This window comes from Aeromicrobium ginsengisoli (assembly GCF_004134905.2).
Classification (GTDB): Bacteria; Actinomycetota; Actinomycetes; order Propionibacteriales; family Nocardioidaceae; genus Aeromicrobium; species Aeromicrobium ginsengisoli.
Map to the genome: position 1 here is coordinate 979,011 of NZ_SDPQ02000003.1, position 17,085 is coordinate 996,095.

Annotated in this window: 13 protein-coding genes and 1 tRNA gene; 8 read left to right on the forward strand and 6 right to left on the reverse strand. The window is 69.5% G+C overall.

Translation table 11 applies throughout. From position 1 onward, the window contains the following. The first annotated feature begins 25 nt into the window (after nucleotides 1–25). The 6 genes from ESP70_RS18045 to ESP70_RS18070 all read left to right on the forward strand — a co-directional run bounded on the left by ESP70_RS18045 (nucleotide 26) and on the right by ESP70_RS18070 (nucleotide 8,764). The gene (locus ESP70_RS18045) at nucleotides 26–1,009 is read left to right on the forward strand and encodes an alpha/beta hydrolase (RefSeq protein WP_149690672.1); all 984 of its coding nucleotides are present in this window, start codon (nucleotides 26–28) and stop codon (nucleotides 1,007–1,009) included. A gap of 77 nt (nucleotides 1,010–1,086) precedes the next feature. After that, entirely contained in the window at nucleotides 1,087–3,054 is a 1,968-nt protein-coding gene (locus tag ESP70_RS18050; protein ID WP_149690673.1) for a DNA polymerase III subunit gamma and tau, read from the forward strand. Beyond that, nucleotides 3,032–5,728: a chorismate-binding protein gene (locus tag ESP70_RS20710; RefSeq protein ID WP_188110686.1), complete on the forward strand. Its 2,697-nt coding sequence runs from the start codon at nucleotides 3,032–3,034 to the stop codon at nucleotides 5,726–5,728. The genes ESP70_RS18050 and ESP70_RS20710 overlap by 23 nt, the downstream gene beginning before the upstream one ends. A 6-nt stretch (nucleotides 5,729–5,734) precedes the next feature. Beyond that, entirely contained in the window at nucleotides 5,735–6,349 is a 615-nt protein-coding gene (recR, locus tag ESP70_RS18060) for a recombination mediator RecR (RefSeq protein WP_149690674.1), read from the forward strand. A 115-nt stretch (nucleotides 6,350–6,464) separates the two neighbouring features. Next, nucleotides 6,465–7,745, forward strand: coding sequence for an aspartate kinase (locus tag ESP70_RS18065; RefSeq protein ID WP_149690675.1), 1,281 nt, complete (start codon nucleotides 6,465–6,467; stop codon nucleotides 7,743–7,745). After that, on the forward strand, nucleotides 7,742–8,764 hold the full coding sequence (locus tag ESP70_RS18070; protein WP_149690676.1) for an aspartate-semialdehyde dehydrogenase: 1,023 nt from the start codon (nucleotides 7,742–7,744) through the stop codon (nucleotides 8,762–8,764). The genes ESP70_RS18065 and ESP70_RS18070 overlap by 4 nt, the downstream gene beginning before the upstream one ends. 98 nt (nucleotides 8,765–8,862) lie before the next feature. Here the strand turns inward: ESP70_RS18070 and ESP70_RS18075 are convergent, their stop codons facing one another. Next, nucleotides 8,863–10,803 (reverse strand): acetoacetate--CoA ligase, encoded by a 1,941-nt coding sequence (locus ESP70_RS18075; RefSeq protein WP_149690677.1) that lies wholly within the window; start codon nucleotides 10,801–10,803, stop codon nucleotides 8,863–8,865. After that, entirely contained in the window at nucleotides 10,800–11,534 is a 735-nt protein-coding gene (locus ESP70_RS18080) for a hypothetical protein (RefSeq protein WP_149690678.1), read from the reverse strand. Before ESP70_RS18080 ends, ESP70_RS18075 begins: the two co-directional genes overlap by 4 nt. 172 nt (nucleotides 11,535–11,706) lie before the next feature. Between ESP70_RS18080 and ESP70_RS20600 the strand changes: the two genes are divergently transcribed. Next, entirely contained in the window at nucleotides 11,707–11,835 is a 129-nt protein-coding gene (locus ESP70_RS20600; RefSeq protein ID WP_281287346.1) for a hypothetical protein, read from the forward strand. 43 nt (nucleotides 11,836–11,878) lie between these two features. Here the strand turns inward: ESP70_RS20600 and ESP70_RS18085 are convergent. The 3 genes from ESP70_RS18085 to ESP70_RS18095 all read right to left on the reverse strand — a co-directional run bounded on the left by ESP70_RS18085 (nucleotide 11,879) and on the right by ESP70_RS18095 (nucleotide 14,296). Beyond that, nucleotides 11,879–11,955, reverse strand: a tRNA-Pro gene (locus ESP70_RS18085). A gap of 8 nt (nucleotides 11,956–11,963) precedes the next feature. Beyond that, on the reverse strand, nucleotides 11,964–12,869 hold the full coding sequence (locus ESP70_RS18090) for a metallophosphoesterase (RefSeq protein ID WP_149690679.1): 906 nt from the start codon (nucleotides 12,867–12,869) through the stop codon (nucleotides 11,964–11,966). Nucleotides 12,870–12,883: 14 nt separating this feature from the next. Continuing rightward, a complete protein-coding gene (locus tag ESP70_RS18095; protein WP_149690680.1) occupies nucleotides 12,884–14,296 on the reverse strand; it encodes an FUSC family protein in 1,413 nt (470 codons plus the stop codon). A 43-nt stretch (nucleotides 14,297–14,339) separates the two neighbouring features. Here ESP70_RS18095 and ESP70_RS18100 point away from each other — a divergent pair, with 43 nt between their 5' ends. Beyond that, nucleotides 14,340–14,801: a GatB/YqeY domain-containing protein gene (locus ESP70_RS18100; RefSeq protein ID WP_149690681.1), complete on the forward strand. Its 462-nt coding sequence runs from the start codon at nucleotides 14,340–14,342 to the stop codon at nucleotides 14,799–14,801. 3 nt (nucleotides 14,802–14,804) lie between these two features. On the opposite strand, the gene ESP70_RS18105 is transcribed toward ESP70_RS18100, so the two are convergent. Further along, entirely contained in the window at nucleotides 14,805–17,021 is a 2,217-nt protein-coding gene (locus ESP70_RS18105) for a transglycosylase domain-containing protein (RefSeq protein ID WP_149690682.1), read from the reverse strand. Nucleotides 17,022–17,085: the final 64 nt, after the last annotated feature.

Sequence of the window (17,085 nt, forward strand, 5' to 3'; positions counted from 1 at the left end):
TCCGTGTCCAAACGAGGAGCGATGAATGACCGAGTGGATCCCCGACGAGCTGGGCGAGGGCTACCAGCAGCACACGATCCCGCTTGGCGCCGATCCCGACGGTGAGGGGCAGGTCGAGGCGACGTTGGTCCGCCGCGTGCCCGCCGAGGCGTACGAGTCGGCGGTGCTCTACGTCCATGGGTTCAGCGACTACTTCTTCCAGCGCGAGCTCGCCGAGTTCTTCGCCGAGCGGGGATTCGCGTTCTACGCCCTCGACCTGCGCAAGTGCGGCCGCTCCCGACGCGAGGGCCAGACGGGTCACTACGTCTCCGACCTCGCGCTCTACGACGCGGAGCTCGATCAGGCGCTCGCGATCATCCGCGAGGAGACCGGCGGCAAGCCGGTCGTGCTGTCGGCTCACTCCACGGGCGGCCTGGTCCTGGCGCTGTGGCTCGACCGGCTCAACAAGCAGCCTGGTGGCAGCACGGGCGCCGGCATCGCCGGACTCGTGCTCAACAGCCCGTGGTTCGACCTGCAGGGTGCGGCGTGGATGCGCACGGTCGGCACCAAGGCGATCGCGGCGGTGGCCCGGGTCAAGCCCAAGTCGATGATCAAGCTGCCGCACACCGACGCGTACGGCAGCAGCCTGCACGTCAGCGCCCACGGGGAGTGGGACTTCAACACGGCGTTCAAGCCGCTCGAGGGATTCCCCGTCTCGTACGGCTGGCTGACCGCGATCCGTCGTGCGCACGCCAAGCTCCACAAGGGGCTCGACGTCGGCGTGCCGTCGCTGGTGCTGCGCTCGACCCGCACGCGGTTTGCTCGGACCTACAACGAGGACGTGGCGACGGCCGATGCGGTCCTCGACGTCAAGCAGATCGCCAGATGGTCGGGTTGCCTCGGCGACCAGGTCACGGTCGTGCCGATCGAGGGTGCCAAGCACGACGTGTTCATCTCGCGGGAGGAGCCGCGCAAGGCGGCATACGCCGCAGTGGACGACTGGCTGCGGATCAAGCAGCTCGTCAGCTAGTCGCCGGCTGACCCGATCTGGTCGGGCTCGGGTCGACGGCCTCGTCAGCGTCGGACCGGGTCTATAGAGTTCACTCCGTGGATGCCCCCCTTGCCCTCTATCGCCGCTACCGGCCGGAGACGTTCGCCGAGGTGATCGGGCAGGATCACGTGACCGAGCCGCTGCGCCACGCGCTGGCCGCCAACCGGGTCAATCACGCCTACCTGTTCTCCGGTCCGCGAGGCTGCGGCAAGACGACCAGCGCCCGCATCCTGGCGCGTGCCCTCAACTGCGAGAAGGCGCCGATCGCCGATCCGTGCGGCGAGTGCCAGAGCTGCCGTGACCTGGCGCGCGGCGGGCCCGGCAGCATCGATGTCATCGAGATCGACGCGGCCAGCCACGGCGGCGTCGACGATGCGCGTGACCTGCGCGAGCGGGCGTTCTTCGCTCCGGTCAACAGCCGCTACAAGGTCTACATCATCGACGAGGCGCACATGGTCTCGCCGCAGGGCTTCAACGCGCTGCTCAAGCTCGTCGAGGAGCCGCCGCCGCACCTGCGGTTCATCTTCGCCACGACCGAGCCCGACAAGGTCATCGGCACGATCCGCTCGCGCACGCACCACTACCCGTTCCGACTGGTGCCGCCCAAGACCCTGGGCGACTACCTCCTGCAGCTGTGCGAGTCCGAGCACGTCGCGCTCCAGCCCAACGCGTTGCCGCTGGTCGTACGCGCCGGCCAGGGTTCGGTGCGAGACACCCTCAGCGTGCTCGACCAGCTGCTCGGCGGCGCCGGTCCGGAGGGCGTGACCTACGACCTCGCGGTGCAGCTGCTCGGCTACACCCCTGACTCGTTGCTCGACGAGGTCGTCGACGCGTTCGCCGCGAGCGACGGCTCCACGGTGTTCGGCGTCGTCGACAAGGTCATCGAGTCGGGCCAGGACCCGCGCCGGTTCGCCGAGGACCTGCTCCAGCGGCTGCGCGATCTGGTGATCGTCGCTGCGGTTCCCGATGCGCTGTCCAAGGGTCTGCTCGACGTCCCGGGCGACCGTGCGGAGCGCCTGCTGAGCCAGGCCAGCAACTTCGGCCCCTCCGAGCTCACCCGTGCCGCCGACATCGTCAACGCCGCGCTGATCGAGTTCCGCGGTGCCACGGCGCCACGTCTGCTGCTCGAGCTGATGTGCGCCCGGATCCTCGTGCCCGGGTCCGACAACTCGGCCCAGGGGTTCCAGGCCCGGCTCGACCGGCTCGAGCGCCGGCTCTCGATCGACGGCGGTGCCCCCGCGCCGGCTGCTCCGGTGGCTGCAGCGCCCCCGGTCGCAACCCGTCCACGGGTCGTTGAACCCGTCGAAACGACGCCCGCCCCCGTCGCCGAGCCCGTCGCCGAGGAGCCGGCCCCCGTGGCCGAACCCGAGGCGGTCGTACCCGCAACCATCACCCCGCCCGTCATCGAGGAACCCGCTGAGCCTGACGTTCCTGCTGCGACTCGCCGCGAGCAACCAGCAGAAACGTCAGGCCCAGCGGTTGCGCAGTCCGCACCCCAGCCGGCCACCGGCAACCTCACGATCGCCGACGTACGCCGGTTGTGGCCCGAGATCCTCGACAAGATCCGCGACCTGCGGCGCTTCGCCTGGGTCATGCTCAGCCAGAACGCCCAGGTCACCGGTCTCGACGGCACCACGTTGACGATCGCGCTCGTCAACGCCGGCGCCCGCGACTCGTTCATCAACAGCCGGTCCGAGGAGTACGTCCAGCAGGCGCTGCACGCCGTGCTCGGGGTCAGCTGGAAGATCGAGGCGATCGTCGACCCGACCGCCCGTCCCGGCGCGGGCAGCTCCGACGAGCCGGAGTCCCCGGACCCAGCGCCCGCAGCCCCCCGCAAGGGGGTCTCGGCGCCCGAGTCCGTACGCGAGGCGCTCCGAGACCCGGTCACCCCAGAGGCCCGCGAGGACCCCGATGCCTCGGCCACCCGCGACGACCCGGTCGTGGACCACGAGGAGATCGACCCCGAGGACCTCCTGAGCCGGGAGCTGGGGGCGCACGTCATTGACGAGTCCCGCCACGACTGACCACGGCCTCGGCCGCACCCGGCTCGACCTCGACCTCGACCCGCTCGACGTCCTGCGGCTGTTCCGCGGCCGCGATCGGCTCGTCGCGCTGCTCGGCGCCTGGCACCACGGCGAGGCGCTCATCGCGTTCGACCCCGCCACGGTGCTCGACGGCGACCCCTTCACCGGCATCGACCTCGAACCGCTGCCTTCCGACGTCGGCGGCTTCGGCGGCGGCTGGATCGGTGCCTGGGGCTATCAGCTCGGCCGTCTCATCGAGGACCTGCCGCCGGCCCCGGGCCGCCCGATCGAGCAGCCTGATCACCGCATTGCGTTCTACGACCACGTCCTGCGGCGCACCGACGGCACCTGGTGGCTCGAATCGCTCAAGCCCGACGCCGAGCGCGATGCCCGGATCATCGACATCCTGCGGGGGAGCGCCGCCGCCCAGGCGTACGAGGTCGGTACGTTCGAGATGACGCCGACGCCCGAGGCACACCGGGCCGCGCTGGCCACCGTGCTCGAACACATCGCCGCGGGCGACATCTTCCAGGCCAACCTGTGTACCCGGCTCGAGGCGCCGTTCAGGGGCGATCCTCTCGATGTGTTCTGCACCGGCGTCGAGGCGCTGCACCCGGCCTACGCCGCATACGTCTCGAGCCCTGAAGGCGCGCTGGTGAGCTTCTCGCCCGAGCTGTTCCTGCGCCGCACGGGCGACGAGGTGCTGAGCTCGCCGATCAAGGGCACCGCGCCGCTCGACACCGACCCTGACGAGCTCGTCGCCTCGGCCAAGAACCGCGCCGAGAACATCATGATCGTCGACCTGATGCGCAACGACCTGGGCCGCGTCAGCGTGCCCGGCTCGGTCCGCGTCCCGGCCATCACCCGCGCCGAGCGCCACGCGGTCTGGCACCTCGTCTCCGACGTCGTCGGCCACGTCGCCCACGGCGTACGCGACTCCGAGCTGCTGCGGGCGACGTTCCCGCCCGGCTCGGTCACCGGCGCCCCCAAGGTGCGAGCGATGGAGATCATCAACGACCTCGAGGCCACCGGGCGTGAGGCCTACACCGGCGCGATCGGGCACGTCAGTGCCGCTGCAGGTCTCGAGCTCAACGTCGTCATCCGGACGTTCGAGTTCCCTTCGACAAGCCAAGGACAAGCGCCAGAAAGAGTCTGGCTCGGCGTCGGCGGCGGTGTCGTGGCGGACTCCACGCCCGACGGCGAGTACGCCGAGTGCCTCGTCAAGGCGCGACCGTTGATCGACGCGATCGGAGGGGCGCTCGAGCTCACCGCGGATGCCCCGGGAACCGACGAGCCACCGTCCGCGAGAGCCGCGGTGCCCGACGCGACGGTCGACGAGTCGCTCGGCATCTACGACACGTTGCTGGTCGAGGACGGACGTGTCGCCGACCTCGAGGCGCACCTCGCGCGGCTCGACGCCAGCGTGCGGGCGGTCTACGGCACGACGATCCGCGCCGGCCTCGACGATGCCGTGCTGCGCAGGACAGCGCGGCTCACGGGTCGCCAGCGCATGCGCATCGACGCCGTGCCGCGTGACGACGGCGTCGTGGTGACGATGAGCAGCCGGGTCATCGACGACGACGCCGACGTGTGGACGCTGACCCCGCGGACCCTCGAGGGCGGCTTCGGCCAGCACAAGTGGGCCGACCGGCGAGCACTGTCGTGGCACGGCGCCCCGGACCGCGACTTGCTCCTGCTCGCCGAGGACGGCGCGATCCTCGAGACCGCTCGCGCCAACATCTTCGTCGTGCACGACGACGGGGTCCACACGCCGCCGAGCGACGGACGCATCCTGCCCGGCACCGCCAGGGCGCGGGTCATCGAGATCCTGCGCGAGGCCTCCGTGCCGGTGTTCCAACGCCGGCTCACGATCGACGACCTGACGGCGGCGACCGAGGTGTTCGTCAGCAACTCGCTCCGCGGCGTCGTGCCGGTCATCGCGTGCGACGACGTCGGGACGTGGCCGGTCGGGCGTACGACCACCTGGCTCCGCGACGAGCTCCGCCGCTTCTGGTCCGACCCTGACGGGAGCGGTGACCTGGCGTCCACGACGAGGGTTCCGGTGGACGCTGACCCACCGCCCACCCAGGCCACGGTCCTGTTCATCGACAACTACGACTCGTTCGTCTACAACCTCGTCCAGTACGCCGGCGAGCTCGGCGCGCAGGCAGAGGTCATCCGCAACGACGCCGTCACGGTCGACGAGCTCGTCGCGGCTCGTGAGCGCGGCGACTTCACCCACCTCATCGTCTCGCCGGGCCCCGGCACGCCGTCCGACGCCGGCGTCAGCATCGAGGCGATCCGCCGGCTCGGTCCGACGACGCCGATCCTCGGGGTGTGCCTCGGCCACCAGGCGATCGGCGAGGCGTACGGTGCCGCGGTCGTTCGCGCGCCGGAGGTCGTCCACGGCAAGCCCTCGCTGGTGCACCACGACGGCCGGGGCGTCTACGCCGGACTGCCGACGCCGCTGGTCTGCGCCCGCTACCACTCGCTCGTGATCGATCCCGCGACGCTGCCCGACGAGCTCGAAGCGACGGCCCACACCGCGTCCGGCATCGTCATGGGCGTACGCCACCGCAGCCACCCCGTTGAAGGCGTGCAGATGCATCCCGAATCCATCCTCACGGCGCGCGGCCACGAGATGCTCCAGTCCTTCCTCGCCCCCATAGACTGAACGCATATGTATGACGGCGTGATTCAAGATCTGATCGATGAGCTCGGGCAACTCCCCGGCATCGGTCCCAAGAGCGCGCAACGCATCGCGTTCCACCTGCTCGACGCCGACCCCGAAGACGTACGCCGGTTCGCCGCGACGCTCGTCGAGGTCAAGGCCAAGGTCCACTTCTGCTCGATCTGCGGCAACGTCACGGTCGATACCGAGTGCCGCGTGTGCGCCGACCCGCGCCGCGACCTGAGCGTGATCTGCGTCGTCGAGGAGTCCAAGGACGTCGTCGCGATCGAACGCACGCGGGAGTTCCGCGGCCGCTATCACGTGCTCGGCGGGGCGATCTCGCCGATCGCCGGCATCGGCCCCGACCAGCTGCGCATCAAGGAGCTGCTCCAGCGGCTGCAGGACGGCGTCGTCACCGAGGTCATCATCGCGACCGACCCCAACCTCGAGGGCGAGGCGACCGCGACCTACCTCATCCGCATGCTGACGCCGCTCGGCCTCCGGGTCAGCAAGCTCGCGAGCGGACTGCCCGTCGGCGGCGACCTCGAGTACGCCGACGAGCTCACCCTCGGTCGTGCATTCGAGGGTCGAACGACGATCGGCAACGCCGCCGTCGGAGGCTGACGGCTTCTCGCTGTCCATCGGCAGGATCACGACACCTGCCACTCCGGGCGAACCGGTAGACTTGACGCGCGCAGCGTCGCGCAATCCGTACGTTTCCCAGCTCCAAGGAACAATCGTGGGCATTGTCGTCCAGAAGTACGGCGGCTCCTCGGTTGCCGACGCAACCAGCATCAAGAGGGTCGCCCAGCGCATCGTCGCGACCAAGAAGGCCGGTCACGACGTCGTTGTCGTCGTCTCCGCCATGGGCGACACGACCGATGAGCTCATCGACCTCGCGAGCCAGGTCGCGCCGCTGCCCCCGGGCCGCGAGCTCGACATGCTGCTGACCGCCGGTGAGCGCATCAGCATGGCGGTCCTCGCAATGTCGATCGGCACGCTCGGTCAGGAGGCGCGCTCGTTCACGGGTTCGCAGGCCGGCGTCATCACCGACTCCGAGCACGGCCGGGCCAAGATCATCGACGTGACCCCCGGCCGCATCGAGGCCGCGCTCGCCGAGGGCGCGATCGCGATCGTCGCCGGGTTCCAAGGCGTCTCGCAGACCACCAAGGACATCACGACGCTGGGCCGTGGTGGCTCCGACACCACGGCAGTCGCCCTCGCCGCGGCGCTCGACGCCGACGTCTGTGAGATCTACACCGACGTCGACGGCATCTTCACCGCCGACCCGCGCATCGTGCCCAACGCCCGCCAGATCCCTCGCATCTCGTACGAGGAGATGCTCGAGATGGCGGCCAACGGCGCCAAGATCCTGCACCTGCGGTGCGTCGAGTACGCCCGCCGCAACGACATGCCGATTCACGTACGTTCGTCGTTCTCCGACAAGACCGGCACCTGGGTCGTCAAGACCGAGGACGTCATCCAAGAGGGGCACTCCATGGAACAAGCCATCATTTCCGGCGTCGCGCACGACCGCAGCGAGGCCAAGATCACCGTCGTCGGCGTGCCCGACAAGGTCGGCGAGGCCGCCACGATCCTGCAGGCGCTCGCGGATGCGCAGATCAACATCGACATGATCGTGCAGAACGTCTCGGCCGCCACCACCTCACTGACCGACATCTCGTTCACGTTGCCCCGTGCTGACGGCCAGACCGCGATGACGGCGCTGGCCCGGCTCAAGGACCAGGTCGGCTTCGAGCAGCTGCAGTACGACGACAGCGTCGGCAAGGTGTCGATCGTCGGCGCCGGCATGCGGTCGTCACCGGGCATCACGGCCCGCTTCTTCCGCGCGCTTGCCGACGCGGGGGTCAACATCGAGATGATCTCGACCTCGGAGATCCGCATCTCCGTCGTCGTGACCGAGAACCAGATCGACGCGGCCGTCAACGCCGCGCACGCCGCCTTCGACCTCGGCACCGACGAGGTCGAGGCCGTGGTCTACGGAGGAACCGGGCGATGACCAGCATCGGAATCGTCGGCGCGACCGGGCAGGTCGGCGTCGCCATGCGCAGCATCCTCGAGGAGCGCAACTTCCCCGCCGACGAGGTGCGGTTCTTCGCGTCCTCGCGCTCGGCCGGCAAGACGCTGCCCTGGAAGGGCGGCGAGATCGTCATCGAGGACGCCGCGACCGCCGACCCGTCCGGGCTCGACATCGCGCTGTTCTCCGCTGGGGCCACGACCTCCAAGGCGCAGGCGCCCCGTTTCGCCGCCGCCGGCGCGATGGTCATCGACAACTCCTCGGCGTTCCGCAAGGACCCCGAGATCCCGCTGATCGTCAGCGAGGTCAACCCCGAGGACGTCGCCAAGGCGACCCAGAACATCATCGCCAACCCCAACTGCACCACGATGGCCGCGATGCCGGTCCTCAAGCCGCTGCACGACGAGGCCCAGCTCGTACGACTCGTGGTCAGCAGCTATCAGGCGGTCTCGGGCTCCGGCATCGCCGGCGTCCAGGAGCTGCACGGGCAGGCGCTCGCGGTGGTCGACAAGGCCAACGAGCTGGCCTACGACGGCAGTGCCGTCACGTTCCCGGCCCCCGTCAAGTACGTCGCGCCCATCGCGTTCAACGTCCTGCCGATGGCCGGCTCGGTCGTCGACGACGGCTCGTACGAGACCGACGAGGAGCAGAAGCTCCGCAACGAGAGCCGCAAGATCCTGCACCTCCCCGACCTCAAGGTCGCGGGCACCTGCGTACGCGTTCCGGTGTTCACGGGTCACTCGCTGTCGATCAACGCCGAGTTCGCCCGGTCGATCACGCCTGAACGCGCCATGGAGCTGCTCTCGGGTGCTGCGGGTGTCAAGCTCGTCGACGTCCCGACCCCGCTGCAGGCGGCCGGCACCGACCCGAGTCTGGTCGGCCGCATCCGTCAGGACCAGAGCGTCGACGACCAGCGCGGCCTCGTGCTGTTCGTGAGCGGCGACAACCTCCGCAAGGGTGCGGCCCTCAACACGATCCAGATCGCCGAGCTGCTGGTCTGACCCGTTGGAGCGGTGACCTGCTCGCCCATCGCCGCAACCGGCGGTGGGCGAGTCGCCTTTCACGCACGTTGATGGGCGACCAAGTCACCGCCCGCGGGTCAGAGCGACTCGCGGATCGTGACGAATGCGTCGAGGGATGCTGGGTCGGTCAGCGCGCCCTTGGCGGCGGCGTCCTCGATCGACGCGCCCTGCAGGATCTTCTTGACCGGCACCTCGAGCTTCTTGCCCGACAGTGTGCGGGGGAGCGCAGCGACCTGGCGGATCGCGTCGGGCACGTGGCGCGGCGAGAGCTGCGTGCGCAGGGCGATCGCGATGCGCTGGTGCAGCGCCTCGTCGAGGTCGAGCCCTTCGACCAGCACGACGAACAGCAGCAGCTGACCGGCACCGCCCTCATCGTCCTCGAGGTGCACGACGAGGCTGTCGGCGACCTCGGGCAAGGCCTCGACGACGGTGTAGAACTCGGCAGTCCCGAGGCGTACGCCGCCGCGGTTGAGCGTCGCGTCGCTGCGCCCCGTGATGACGCAGGTGCCCCGCTCGGTGATCGTGAGCCAGTCGCCATGGCGCCAGACGCCGGGGATGTCCTCGAAGTAGGCCGCCCGGTAGCGCGACCCGTCGGCGTCGCCCCAGAAGCCGACCGGCATCGACGGCATCGGCTGCGTGATGACGAGCTCACCGAGCGATCCGATCACCGCGTGACGATCGTCGTCGTACGCCTCGACGGCGCAGCCGAGCAGGCGGCACGAGATCTCCCCCGCGTAGACCGGGACGATCGGCGCAGCGCCCACGAATCCTGAGCAGACGTCCGTGCCGCCCGAGATCGAGCCGAGCTGCGCAGTGGGGCTGACCGCGTCGTAGACCCAGCGGTATCCTTCGGCCGGCAGAGGCGCCCCGGTCGAGCCGACGCCACGCAGCCGCGACAGGTCGGCGACCTCGCGCGGCACGAGACCTTCCTTGCGGCACTGCAGCAGGAAGGGTGCACTGGTGCCGAAGTACGTCATCTCGAGGCGCTCGGCGAGCTGCCACAGCATGGCGAGGTCGGGATGCGCCGGGTTGCCGTCGAACATGACGATCGTCGCGCCGACCGCAAGCCCCGAGATCAGCAGGTTCCACATCATCCACCCGGTCGTCGAGAACCAGAAGAACCGGTCGGCCGGGCCGAGGTCGTGGTGGAACGCCAAGGACTTGAGGTGCTCGATCGTGATGCCGCCGTGGCCATGCACGATCGGCTTCGGCAGTCCGGTCGTGCCGGAGGAGAACAGCACGTAGAGCGGCGCCGCGAACGGTAGGCGTACGAACTCCAACGGACCGGCCTCGGCGGTGAGCTCGCCCCATGTGATCGCACCTTCAGGCGCAGGTGCAGCGGGATCGAGGTAGGGCAGCCACACGACGGTGCGCAGGCTCGGCAGGCTGCTGGTGATCGCCTCGACCTCGGCCCGGCGATCGACCCCCTTGCCGCCGTAGCGATAGCCGTCGACCGCCAGCAGGACGGTCGGCTCGATCTGTCGCCACCGGTCGACGACGCTCTGCGTGCCGAACTCCGGGGCGCACGAGGAGAACACCGCGCCGAGACTCGCGGCGGCGAGCAGCAGCACGAGGGTCTCGGGGATGTTGGGGGAGTATGCCGCGACCCGGTCGCCCGCCTCCACCCCGGCGCGCTGGAGGCCGGCGCGCGCCCGCGAGACCTGGTCACGCAGCTCGCGGGCGGTCAGGCGTACGTCGTCGCGGCTCTGCGAGGCGGCCACCACCACGACGTCGTCATCGCGCCGTCCGGGCATCCGGAGCATCGCCTCGGCGTAGTTCAGTCGTACGTCCGGGAACCACACCGCCCCCGGCATCGACGCGTCGGCGAGGGCGATCGTCGGGTCTCCGTCAGCGGGGATGTCGAAGTGGTGCCACGCAGCGCGCCAGAAGTCGTTGGGCTGCTCGACCGACCAGGCCCACAGCGCGTGGTAGTCGGCGAACGACCGGTCGAGGCCCTGCATGAACCGCTCGAGCCTCGAGGTGCCGTCGAGGGGCGGACTCCAGAGGATGTCGGTCACTCGGGAAGTGTAGGACTGCTCTCGGCCACCGTGATGAGCCAGTGGGACACGAAATAGGTCACCGCGCCGAGCACCGGGACCAGCACGAACGCCCGCTGGTCGTCGGCCATCTCGAGGAACAGGCCCAGGATCGCGACGATCGTGAGGACGACGGCGAGGAAGCTGATCAGCCCGGCTCGCGTCGCGCCGAATGCCCTGAGCAGCACGTCGCCGAGGAGCATCGCTATGAACGTGACGACCACGAACGTCAGGGATCCCCACTGCTTGCCGCCGGAGGCCACGCCGCGTACGTCGTTGAAGATCTCGAGCGCGACGAGGCCGAGGCCCACCGACACCAGGCCCACGATGAGACCCGTGATGGGCGCGGCCAGCCGGGGATCGATGTGCGGGACCCGCCAGTCCATGAGGGCATGGAACCGGTCGGCGACGAAATCGCTGGTGGCTCGTGCGGCCGAGCCCGTGGCGCCGGCAACCCCCGATGCGACACCCGCACCGCGTGAGGTCAGGGCCTTGCCCGCCGCTCCGACCTTGACCCTGGGCCGGGTCTTCGTCGTGCCGGCAGGCTTGGCACCCGGACGGCTGGCGACCTTGGCCTGCGGTCTGGCGCGAGTCGTGGGGACCGGCCGACCGTAGCGGACGGTCTCGGCCGGCGGCGGTGACGCCGGGCGGACGACGGTCTTCTTGACGACGCGCTTGACCACCTTCTTGGCGGGCTGCTGCTCGTCAACCATGCGCTGAGTCTTTCACAGGGGGTGTCGCGCCACCGTCGGCCGAACGTTGCGATCAGGTTGAGTTTCGCGCTCAGGACGAGGTCGGCGTCCGTGATGTCGGATTCGGGCGGTGCCCGTTCGTCGTACGTGCAGATGCCGCTCCGACAGGCGGCACACGACGAGAGGCAGTCCGATGTACGCATTCCTGACGAACCTGACGAAGCTGGTCCTCATCGCGACGGGCTGGGGCCCGGTGACCCCCGAGCCGCGCCGGCACGAGGGCGGGTCGGTGCCGGTCATGACGTTCAGCCCGCGCTGGTGACCGAACGCGAATGGCCGAACCCCTGGGGGTTCGGCCATTCACATGGTCGGGCTGACAGGATTTGAACCTGCGGCCTCGTCGTCCCGAACGACGCGCGCTACCAAGCTGCGCCACAGCCCGAATGCTCCCTAGATGAGGGAACCGGAAGAGTCTATCCCAGTCAGGGTGAGCAACGTCGCCTCGGGGCGGCAGGCAAAACGTACCGGCGTGTAGGGCGAGGTGCCGAGCCCTGCCGAGACGTGCAGCCACGAGGGGTCGTGACCCTCGACCTGGTGCCGGTGCAGCCCGCGAGCCCGGGCCCGATCGAGGTCGCAGTTGGTCACGAGGGCTCCGTAGAACGGGAGCCGGAGCTGGCCGCCATGCGTGTGGCCGGCCATGATCAGGGGATAGCCGAGCGAGTTCCAGCGGTCGAGCACCCGCAGGTAGGGAGCGTGCGCCACGCCGATCGCGAGGTCGGCCGTGGTGTCGGCCGGGACGTCATCGAGGACGTCGTAGTTGAGGTGCGGGTCGTCGACCCCGACGAACGAGAGCCGCCGACCACCGGCGACGAACGACGCGTGCCGGTTGCTCAGGTCGACCCAGCCGCGCTGCTCGAACGCATGACGTAGCTGGTCGAACGGCAGGTCGCGGGTGCGCCGCCAGTCGCCACCCGTGCCGCCACGGAGGTAGTTGACCGGGTTCTTCGCGACGGGCGAGAAGTAGTCGTTGGACCCGAACACGAACGCACCCGGCAGGTCGAGCAGGTCCCCGTACGCCCGCAGGACCGACGGCACGGCATCGAGGTGGGCCAGGTTGTCGCCGGTGTTGACGACCAGGTCGGGCTGCAGGTCGGCGAGGCCGCGCAGCCACTCCTGCTTCTTGTGCTGGCTCGGAGTCATGTGGGTGTCGGACAGGTGCAGCACGCGCAACGGCTCGGACCCGGGCGCGAGCACCGGCACCGTGACCTTGCGCAGGGTGAACGCGCGGACCTCGTACACCGAGGCGTACGCCAGTCCGGCCGCGGCTGCCGCGATGGGCCAGAGCAAGGGACGCACGCCACCAGTCTCCCTTACGCCTGGGCACTCGCCTCACGGAGTCGCGCGGCGATGGCGACGAGGTCGGGAGTCAGCCCGGTGACGTGGTCGGAGCCCCGCAGCAGGCGGCGTACGCTCCCCAGGTCGCGGGCGGCCTGGCCGAGAGGCGCACGGCGCGGGGCCGGCCCCAGCTCGGCCGCCGCGTCGGCGACTGCCAGGACGGCGTCGAGCGCGTGCGCCGGGGCCGTCGTCGCCCGACCGAGTCTGCTGTGCAGGTGCCAGGTGGGCCGGATGAGCTCGAGGTCGCGCCGCGACGCACGGAGGGCGGTGACGTCTGGCTCATCGCCCGCAAGGCGAGCCGACACGACGTCTTGGACAGCAGCGAGCACGCCGGCCACGCGACGCCGAGCGACATCTCGCGTCCTGATCGGCAGCAGGAACCACGAGACCACGACCGCGATGACACCGCCGATCACGATGGCGAGCAGGCGCACCTCCAGCTGGCTGTCCTGTCCGGTGCCGTAGTAGCCGTAGAGCAGTGCCAGCACGGCGGTGACGCACCCGGCCCAGTACGCGTATCCGCGCGGCCGCAGCCAGGTGCCGATCGCCAGCACGACGAAGATCGCGACCACGGAGGCGTGCGATCCAGGTGTGACCCGGCCGGCGATCAGGGTCGCCGCCGTCGTGCCGACGAGGGCGCCGAGGACACGCAGCACGCTCTTGGCGAGCACGTCGCCGCGACCGCGGTTGCCGCTGTTGACGACGAATGCCGTGATGACGACCCAGGGCCAGTGCTCGTCGAAGGCGACGTGACCGACGAGCAGCGCGAGGCTCAGCGAGACCAGCATCTGGATCGCCATGCGAGCGCTGGCGTCGAGCACACGGCCGGTCGGCGGTCGTACCGGCGACGGCGGAGCTTCGTGCAGCAGACCGAGGAGGTGCGCGACCGTCGTCGCAGCGACGACCCATGCGTACGCCACGACGGCGATCACCGGAGCCCACCATGCGTCGTGGTCGGCCGGGCCGGCAACGGCCGGGGTCGTCAGTACGGCCACGAACGGCAACGACATGAGGCTGCCGAGTCGGCTCGCGACGGTTCCGAGCCGGCGCAGCAGGATGGGAGCGCTGAGGCCCACGGCCAGCAGGGCACCGCCGAGCACGTCGTGGTGGAACATGATCTCGGCGACGTACCGGGCCGCGATCGCCACGACGACGAGCGTCGCCAGCCGCACGCCGCGGCTCCGCCAGGACCCGTGTCCCTCCAGCCGTCCGAGGGTCAGCGAGAGGACGACCGAGAGGACGGTGAGGGTGGCACCGAAGTCCGCGACCTTGCTCAGCGCCAACGTCGTGCCGAACGTGCCGAGCACGGCAGTCATCGTGACGGTCGCGCTGACCAGGTCGGTCGAGGGCCGCCACCGCACCGCGCGGGCGGGTCGCGGGTCCCTCATGGCCGCGACGCTACCGGTGCTCGGTCCTGCGACAATGTGACGTATGTCAGGACTCAAGGACCAGCTTCACGACGACCTCACCACCTCGATGAAGGCGCGCGACGCGTTGCGCACGTCGACCCTGCGGATGGTGCTCACGGCGATCACCAACGCCGAGGTCGCCGGCAAGGAGGTCAGGGAGCTGAGCGACGAGGACATCATCACGGTGCTGGGCTCGGAGGCCAAGAAGCGCCGCGAGGCTGCCGAGGCGTTCGCCGAGGGCAATCGCCCCGAGCTCGCCGACAAGGAGCGCGCCGAGGCGGAGATCCTCGCCGAGTACCTGCCGGCTCAGCTGTCCGCTGAAGAGATCGCCGTGATCGTGTCCGCTGCCGTCGAGTCGGTCGGTGCCGCGGGCGAGGGCATGAAGGCGATGGGCAAGGTCATGGGCATCGTGTCACCGCAGGTCAAGGGCAAGGCCGACGGCGGTGCCGTCGCAGCCGAGGTCAAGCGCCAGCTGGGCGCCTGACGCTCAGCCGTCGGTCCCGTTGCCGGGACCATCCGTGCCGTTGCCCGGCCCGTTGGTCCCGGTGCCTGCGCCATCTGTCGTCGTGCCGGTGTCATTGTTCGCCGGCCTCTTCTTCTCCTTCTTGGGCGCCGTGGGCTTGGTCTTGGGCGGGGTGTCGAACTGGACCGACGGCAGGAAGTCCTCGATGACGTGCATCGCCTTGGCCCACATCGGGCCGGCCAGCGAGCTGCCGCCGACGGTGTGGAAGTCGAGGAACCGGCCGTTGATCGTGACGCCTGCGAGTGACTTCGGGCTGCCGTTCTTCTTGACGCCGGCGATCATCGCCATCGCCGCGAGCTTGGGCGTGTAGCCGGCGTACCAGACCGACTGGTTGTCCTGGGCCGTTCCGGTCTTGGCGGCTGAAGGAATGCTCAGGCCGGTGCCGCCGAGGTCGTAGCCGAAGCCGCCGGGCTCCTGGACACCGCGCAGGATGTCGTTGATCTGGGCGGCGTCGTCCTTGCTCATGACGCGCTCGCAGTTGGGCCGGAACTTGCGGATCGTCTTGCCGTTGGCGTCGACGATCGAGTCGATCGGCAGCGGCTTGCAGTACATCCCGCCGGAGGCCGGCACGGCGTAGGCCGCTGCCATGTCGAGCGGGCTGACGTTGGTGACGCCAAGGGTGAACGGGCCGACCTGGTCACGGTCGGGGACCTTGATGCCCATCGACTCCGCCGCGCGTACGACGTTGCAGAGGCCGGCCTTCTTCTCGAGCTGGGCGAAGTAGGTGTTCACCGAGAGCCGGGTGCCGGTGTACATGTTGAACGTGCCGTTGCCGGTGGAGTTCTCCGGCTCCCAGACCTGAGTGCCGCCGCCGTTGCAGGCGAAGTAGCTGCCGGGCCGCATGGTGATCTTGCCCGGCGACTTGAACGTCTGGCCGACGTCGATGCCCTGCTTGAGCGCCGCGGCGTCGGTGAACATCTTGAACGTCGAGCCGGCCGGGAACCCGCCGGAGTCGCCGTAGGCCTTCGGCACGGTGAAGTTGATGAAGGACTGACCCTTCTTCTTGTTGTTGCCCATCGGCTTGGACTGGGCCAGACCCTTGACCTTGCCCGTGCCGGGCTCGAGCAGCGCCATCGCACCGATCGCCCCGTCCTTGGGTGCCACGGTCTCGGAGACGGCCTTGTTGACGGCCTTCTGCATGCGGACGTCGATGTTTGACTTGATCGTCAGGCCGCCGCGCTCGAGCGCACGCTGGCGGTCAGCGACCGTGGCGCCGAGCGCTGACGTGCGGAGCAGATAGCGGCGTACGTAGTCGCACGAGAACTCGGCGACGGTCGAGACGCAGCCGTTGGGGAACTTGGTGACCTTGAGGCCCAGCGGAGCTGCCTGGTAGCGCTTGGCGTCGGCCTCCGAGATCTTGCCGAGCCGCGCCATGACGGCGAGGACCGTGTTGCGACGCGCGAGCGCCTTCTCGGGATAGATGCGGGGGTCGAACTGGACCGGGTTCTTGACCAGGCCGGCCAGCGTCGCGGCCTGGCGTACGTTGAGCTTCGCCGGGCTCACGGAGAAGTAGTGGTAGGACGCGGCACTGATGCCGTACGCGCTGTCGCCGAAGTAGGCGAGGTTGAGGTAGCGCTCGAGGATCTCCTTCTTGGTGTGCGTCTCCTCGTACTGGATCGCGAGCTTGAGCTCACGGATCTTGCGGGCCGTGGACTTCTTGATCGCGGCCATCCGCTGCTTCTTGGTCGTGGCCTGCGAGACGAGCGTCAGCTTGACGAGCTGCTGCGTGATCGAGGAGCCACCCTGGGTCTGGCCCTCCGACGCGTTGTTGACGAGTGCGCGGAGCGTGCCCTTGAGGTCGAGCGCGCCGTGCTCGTAGAACCGGGCGTCCTCGATCGAGAGGATCGCTTCCTGCATGAGCGGCGAGATCTTGGCCAGCGGGATGTCCTGCCGGTTCTCCTCGTAGAAGTAGGCGATGAGGTCGCCGTTGGAGGCCAGGAGGCGTGTGGTCTGGGCGCTCGGCTGGTCGTTGAGCTCGAGCGGGAGGTTGACGATGTCGTTGCTCACGTTGTTGGCCGTCGACGCGAACAAGGCGGTGCCGGGAATGAAGATCGCCGCCACGAGGATGCCGGCCACGGCTGACAGCAATGCCATGGTGCCGATGATCGACAGGGGTCCGTCGTGGCGCTTCTCGCGCTGTGCGGTCTGGCGCAGCGACGCGCGGAGCTCTTCCCAAGACATGGAGTCAGGTTACGTGACGATGCCGAGAACGCCTCAGTGGCGACAACGTGTCTAGTTCATCAGG

Excerpts from the sequence above, each read along its gene's own strand:
- ESP70_RS18105 (WP_149690682.1), bottom strand. The coding sequence starts at position 17,021 with ATGTCTTGGGAAGAGCTCCGCGCGTCGCTGCGCCAGACCGCACAGCGC.
- recR (WP_149690674.1), top strand. The coding sequence starts at position 5,735 with ATGTATGACGGCGTGATTCAAGATCTGATCGATGAGCTCGGGCAACTC.
- ESP70_RS18095 (WP_149690680.1), bottom strand. The coding sequence starts at position 14,296 with ATGAGGGACCCGCGACCCGCCCGCGCGGTGCGGTGGCGGCCCTCGACC.
- ESP70_RS18100 (WP_149690681.1), top strand. The coding sequence starts at position 14,340 with ATGTCAGGACTCAAGGACCAGCTTCACGACGACCTCACCACCTCGATG.
- ESP70_RS20600 (WP_281287346.1), top strand. The coding sequence starts at position 11,707 with ATGTACGCATTCCTGACGAACCTGACGAAGCTGGTCCTCATCGCGACG.
- ESP70_RS18080 (WP_149690678.1), bottom strand. The coding sequence starts at position 11,534 with ATGGTTGACGAGCAGCAGCCCGCCAAGAAGGTGGTCAAGCGCGTCGTC.
- ESP70_RS18045 (WP_149690672.1), top strand. The coding sequence starts at position 26 with ATGACCGAGTGGATCCCCGACGAGCTGGGCGAGGGCTACCAGCAGCAC.
- ESP70_RS18070 (WP_149690676.1), top strand. The coding sequence starts at position 7,742 with ATGACCAGCATCGGAATCGTCGGCGCGACCGGGCAGGTCGGCGTCGCC.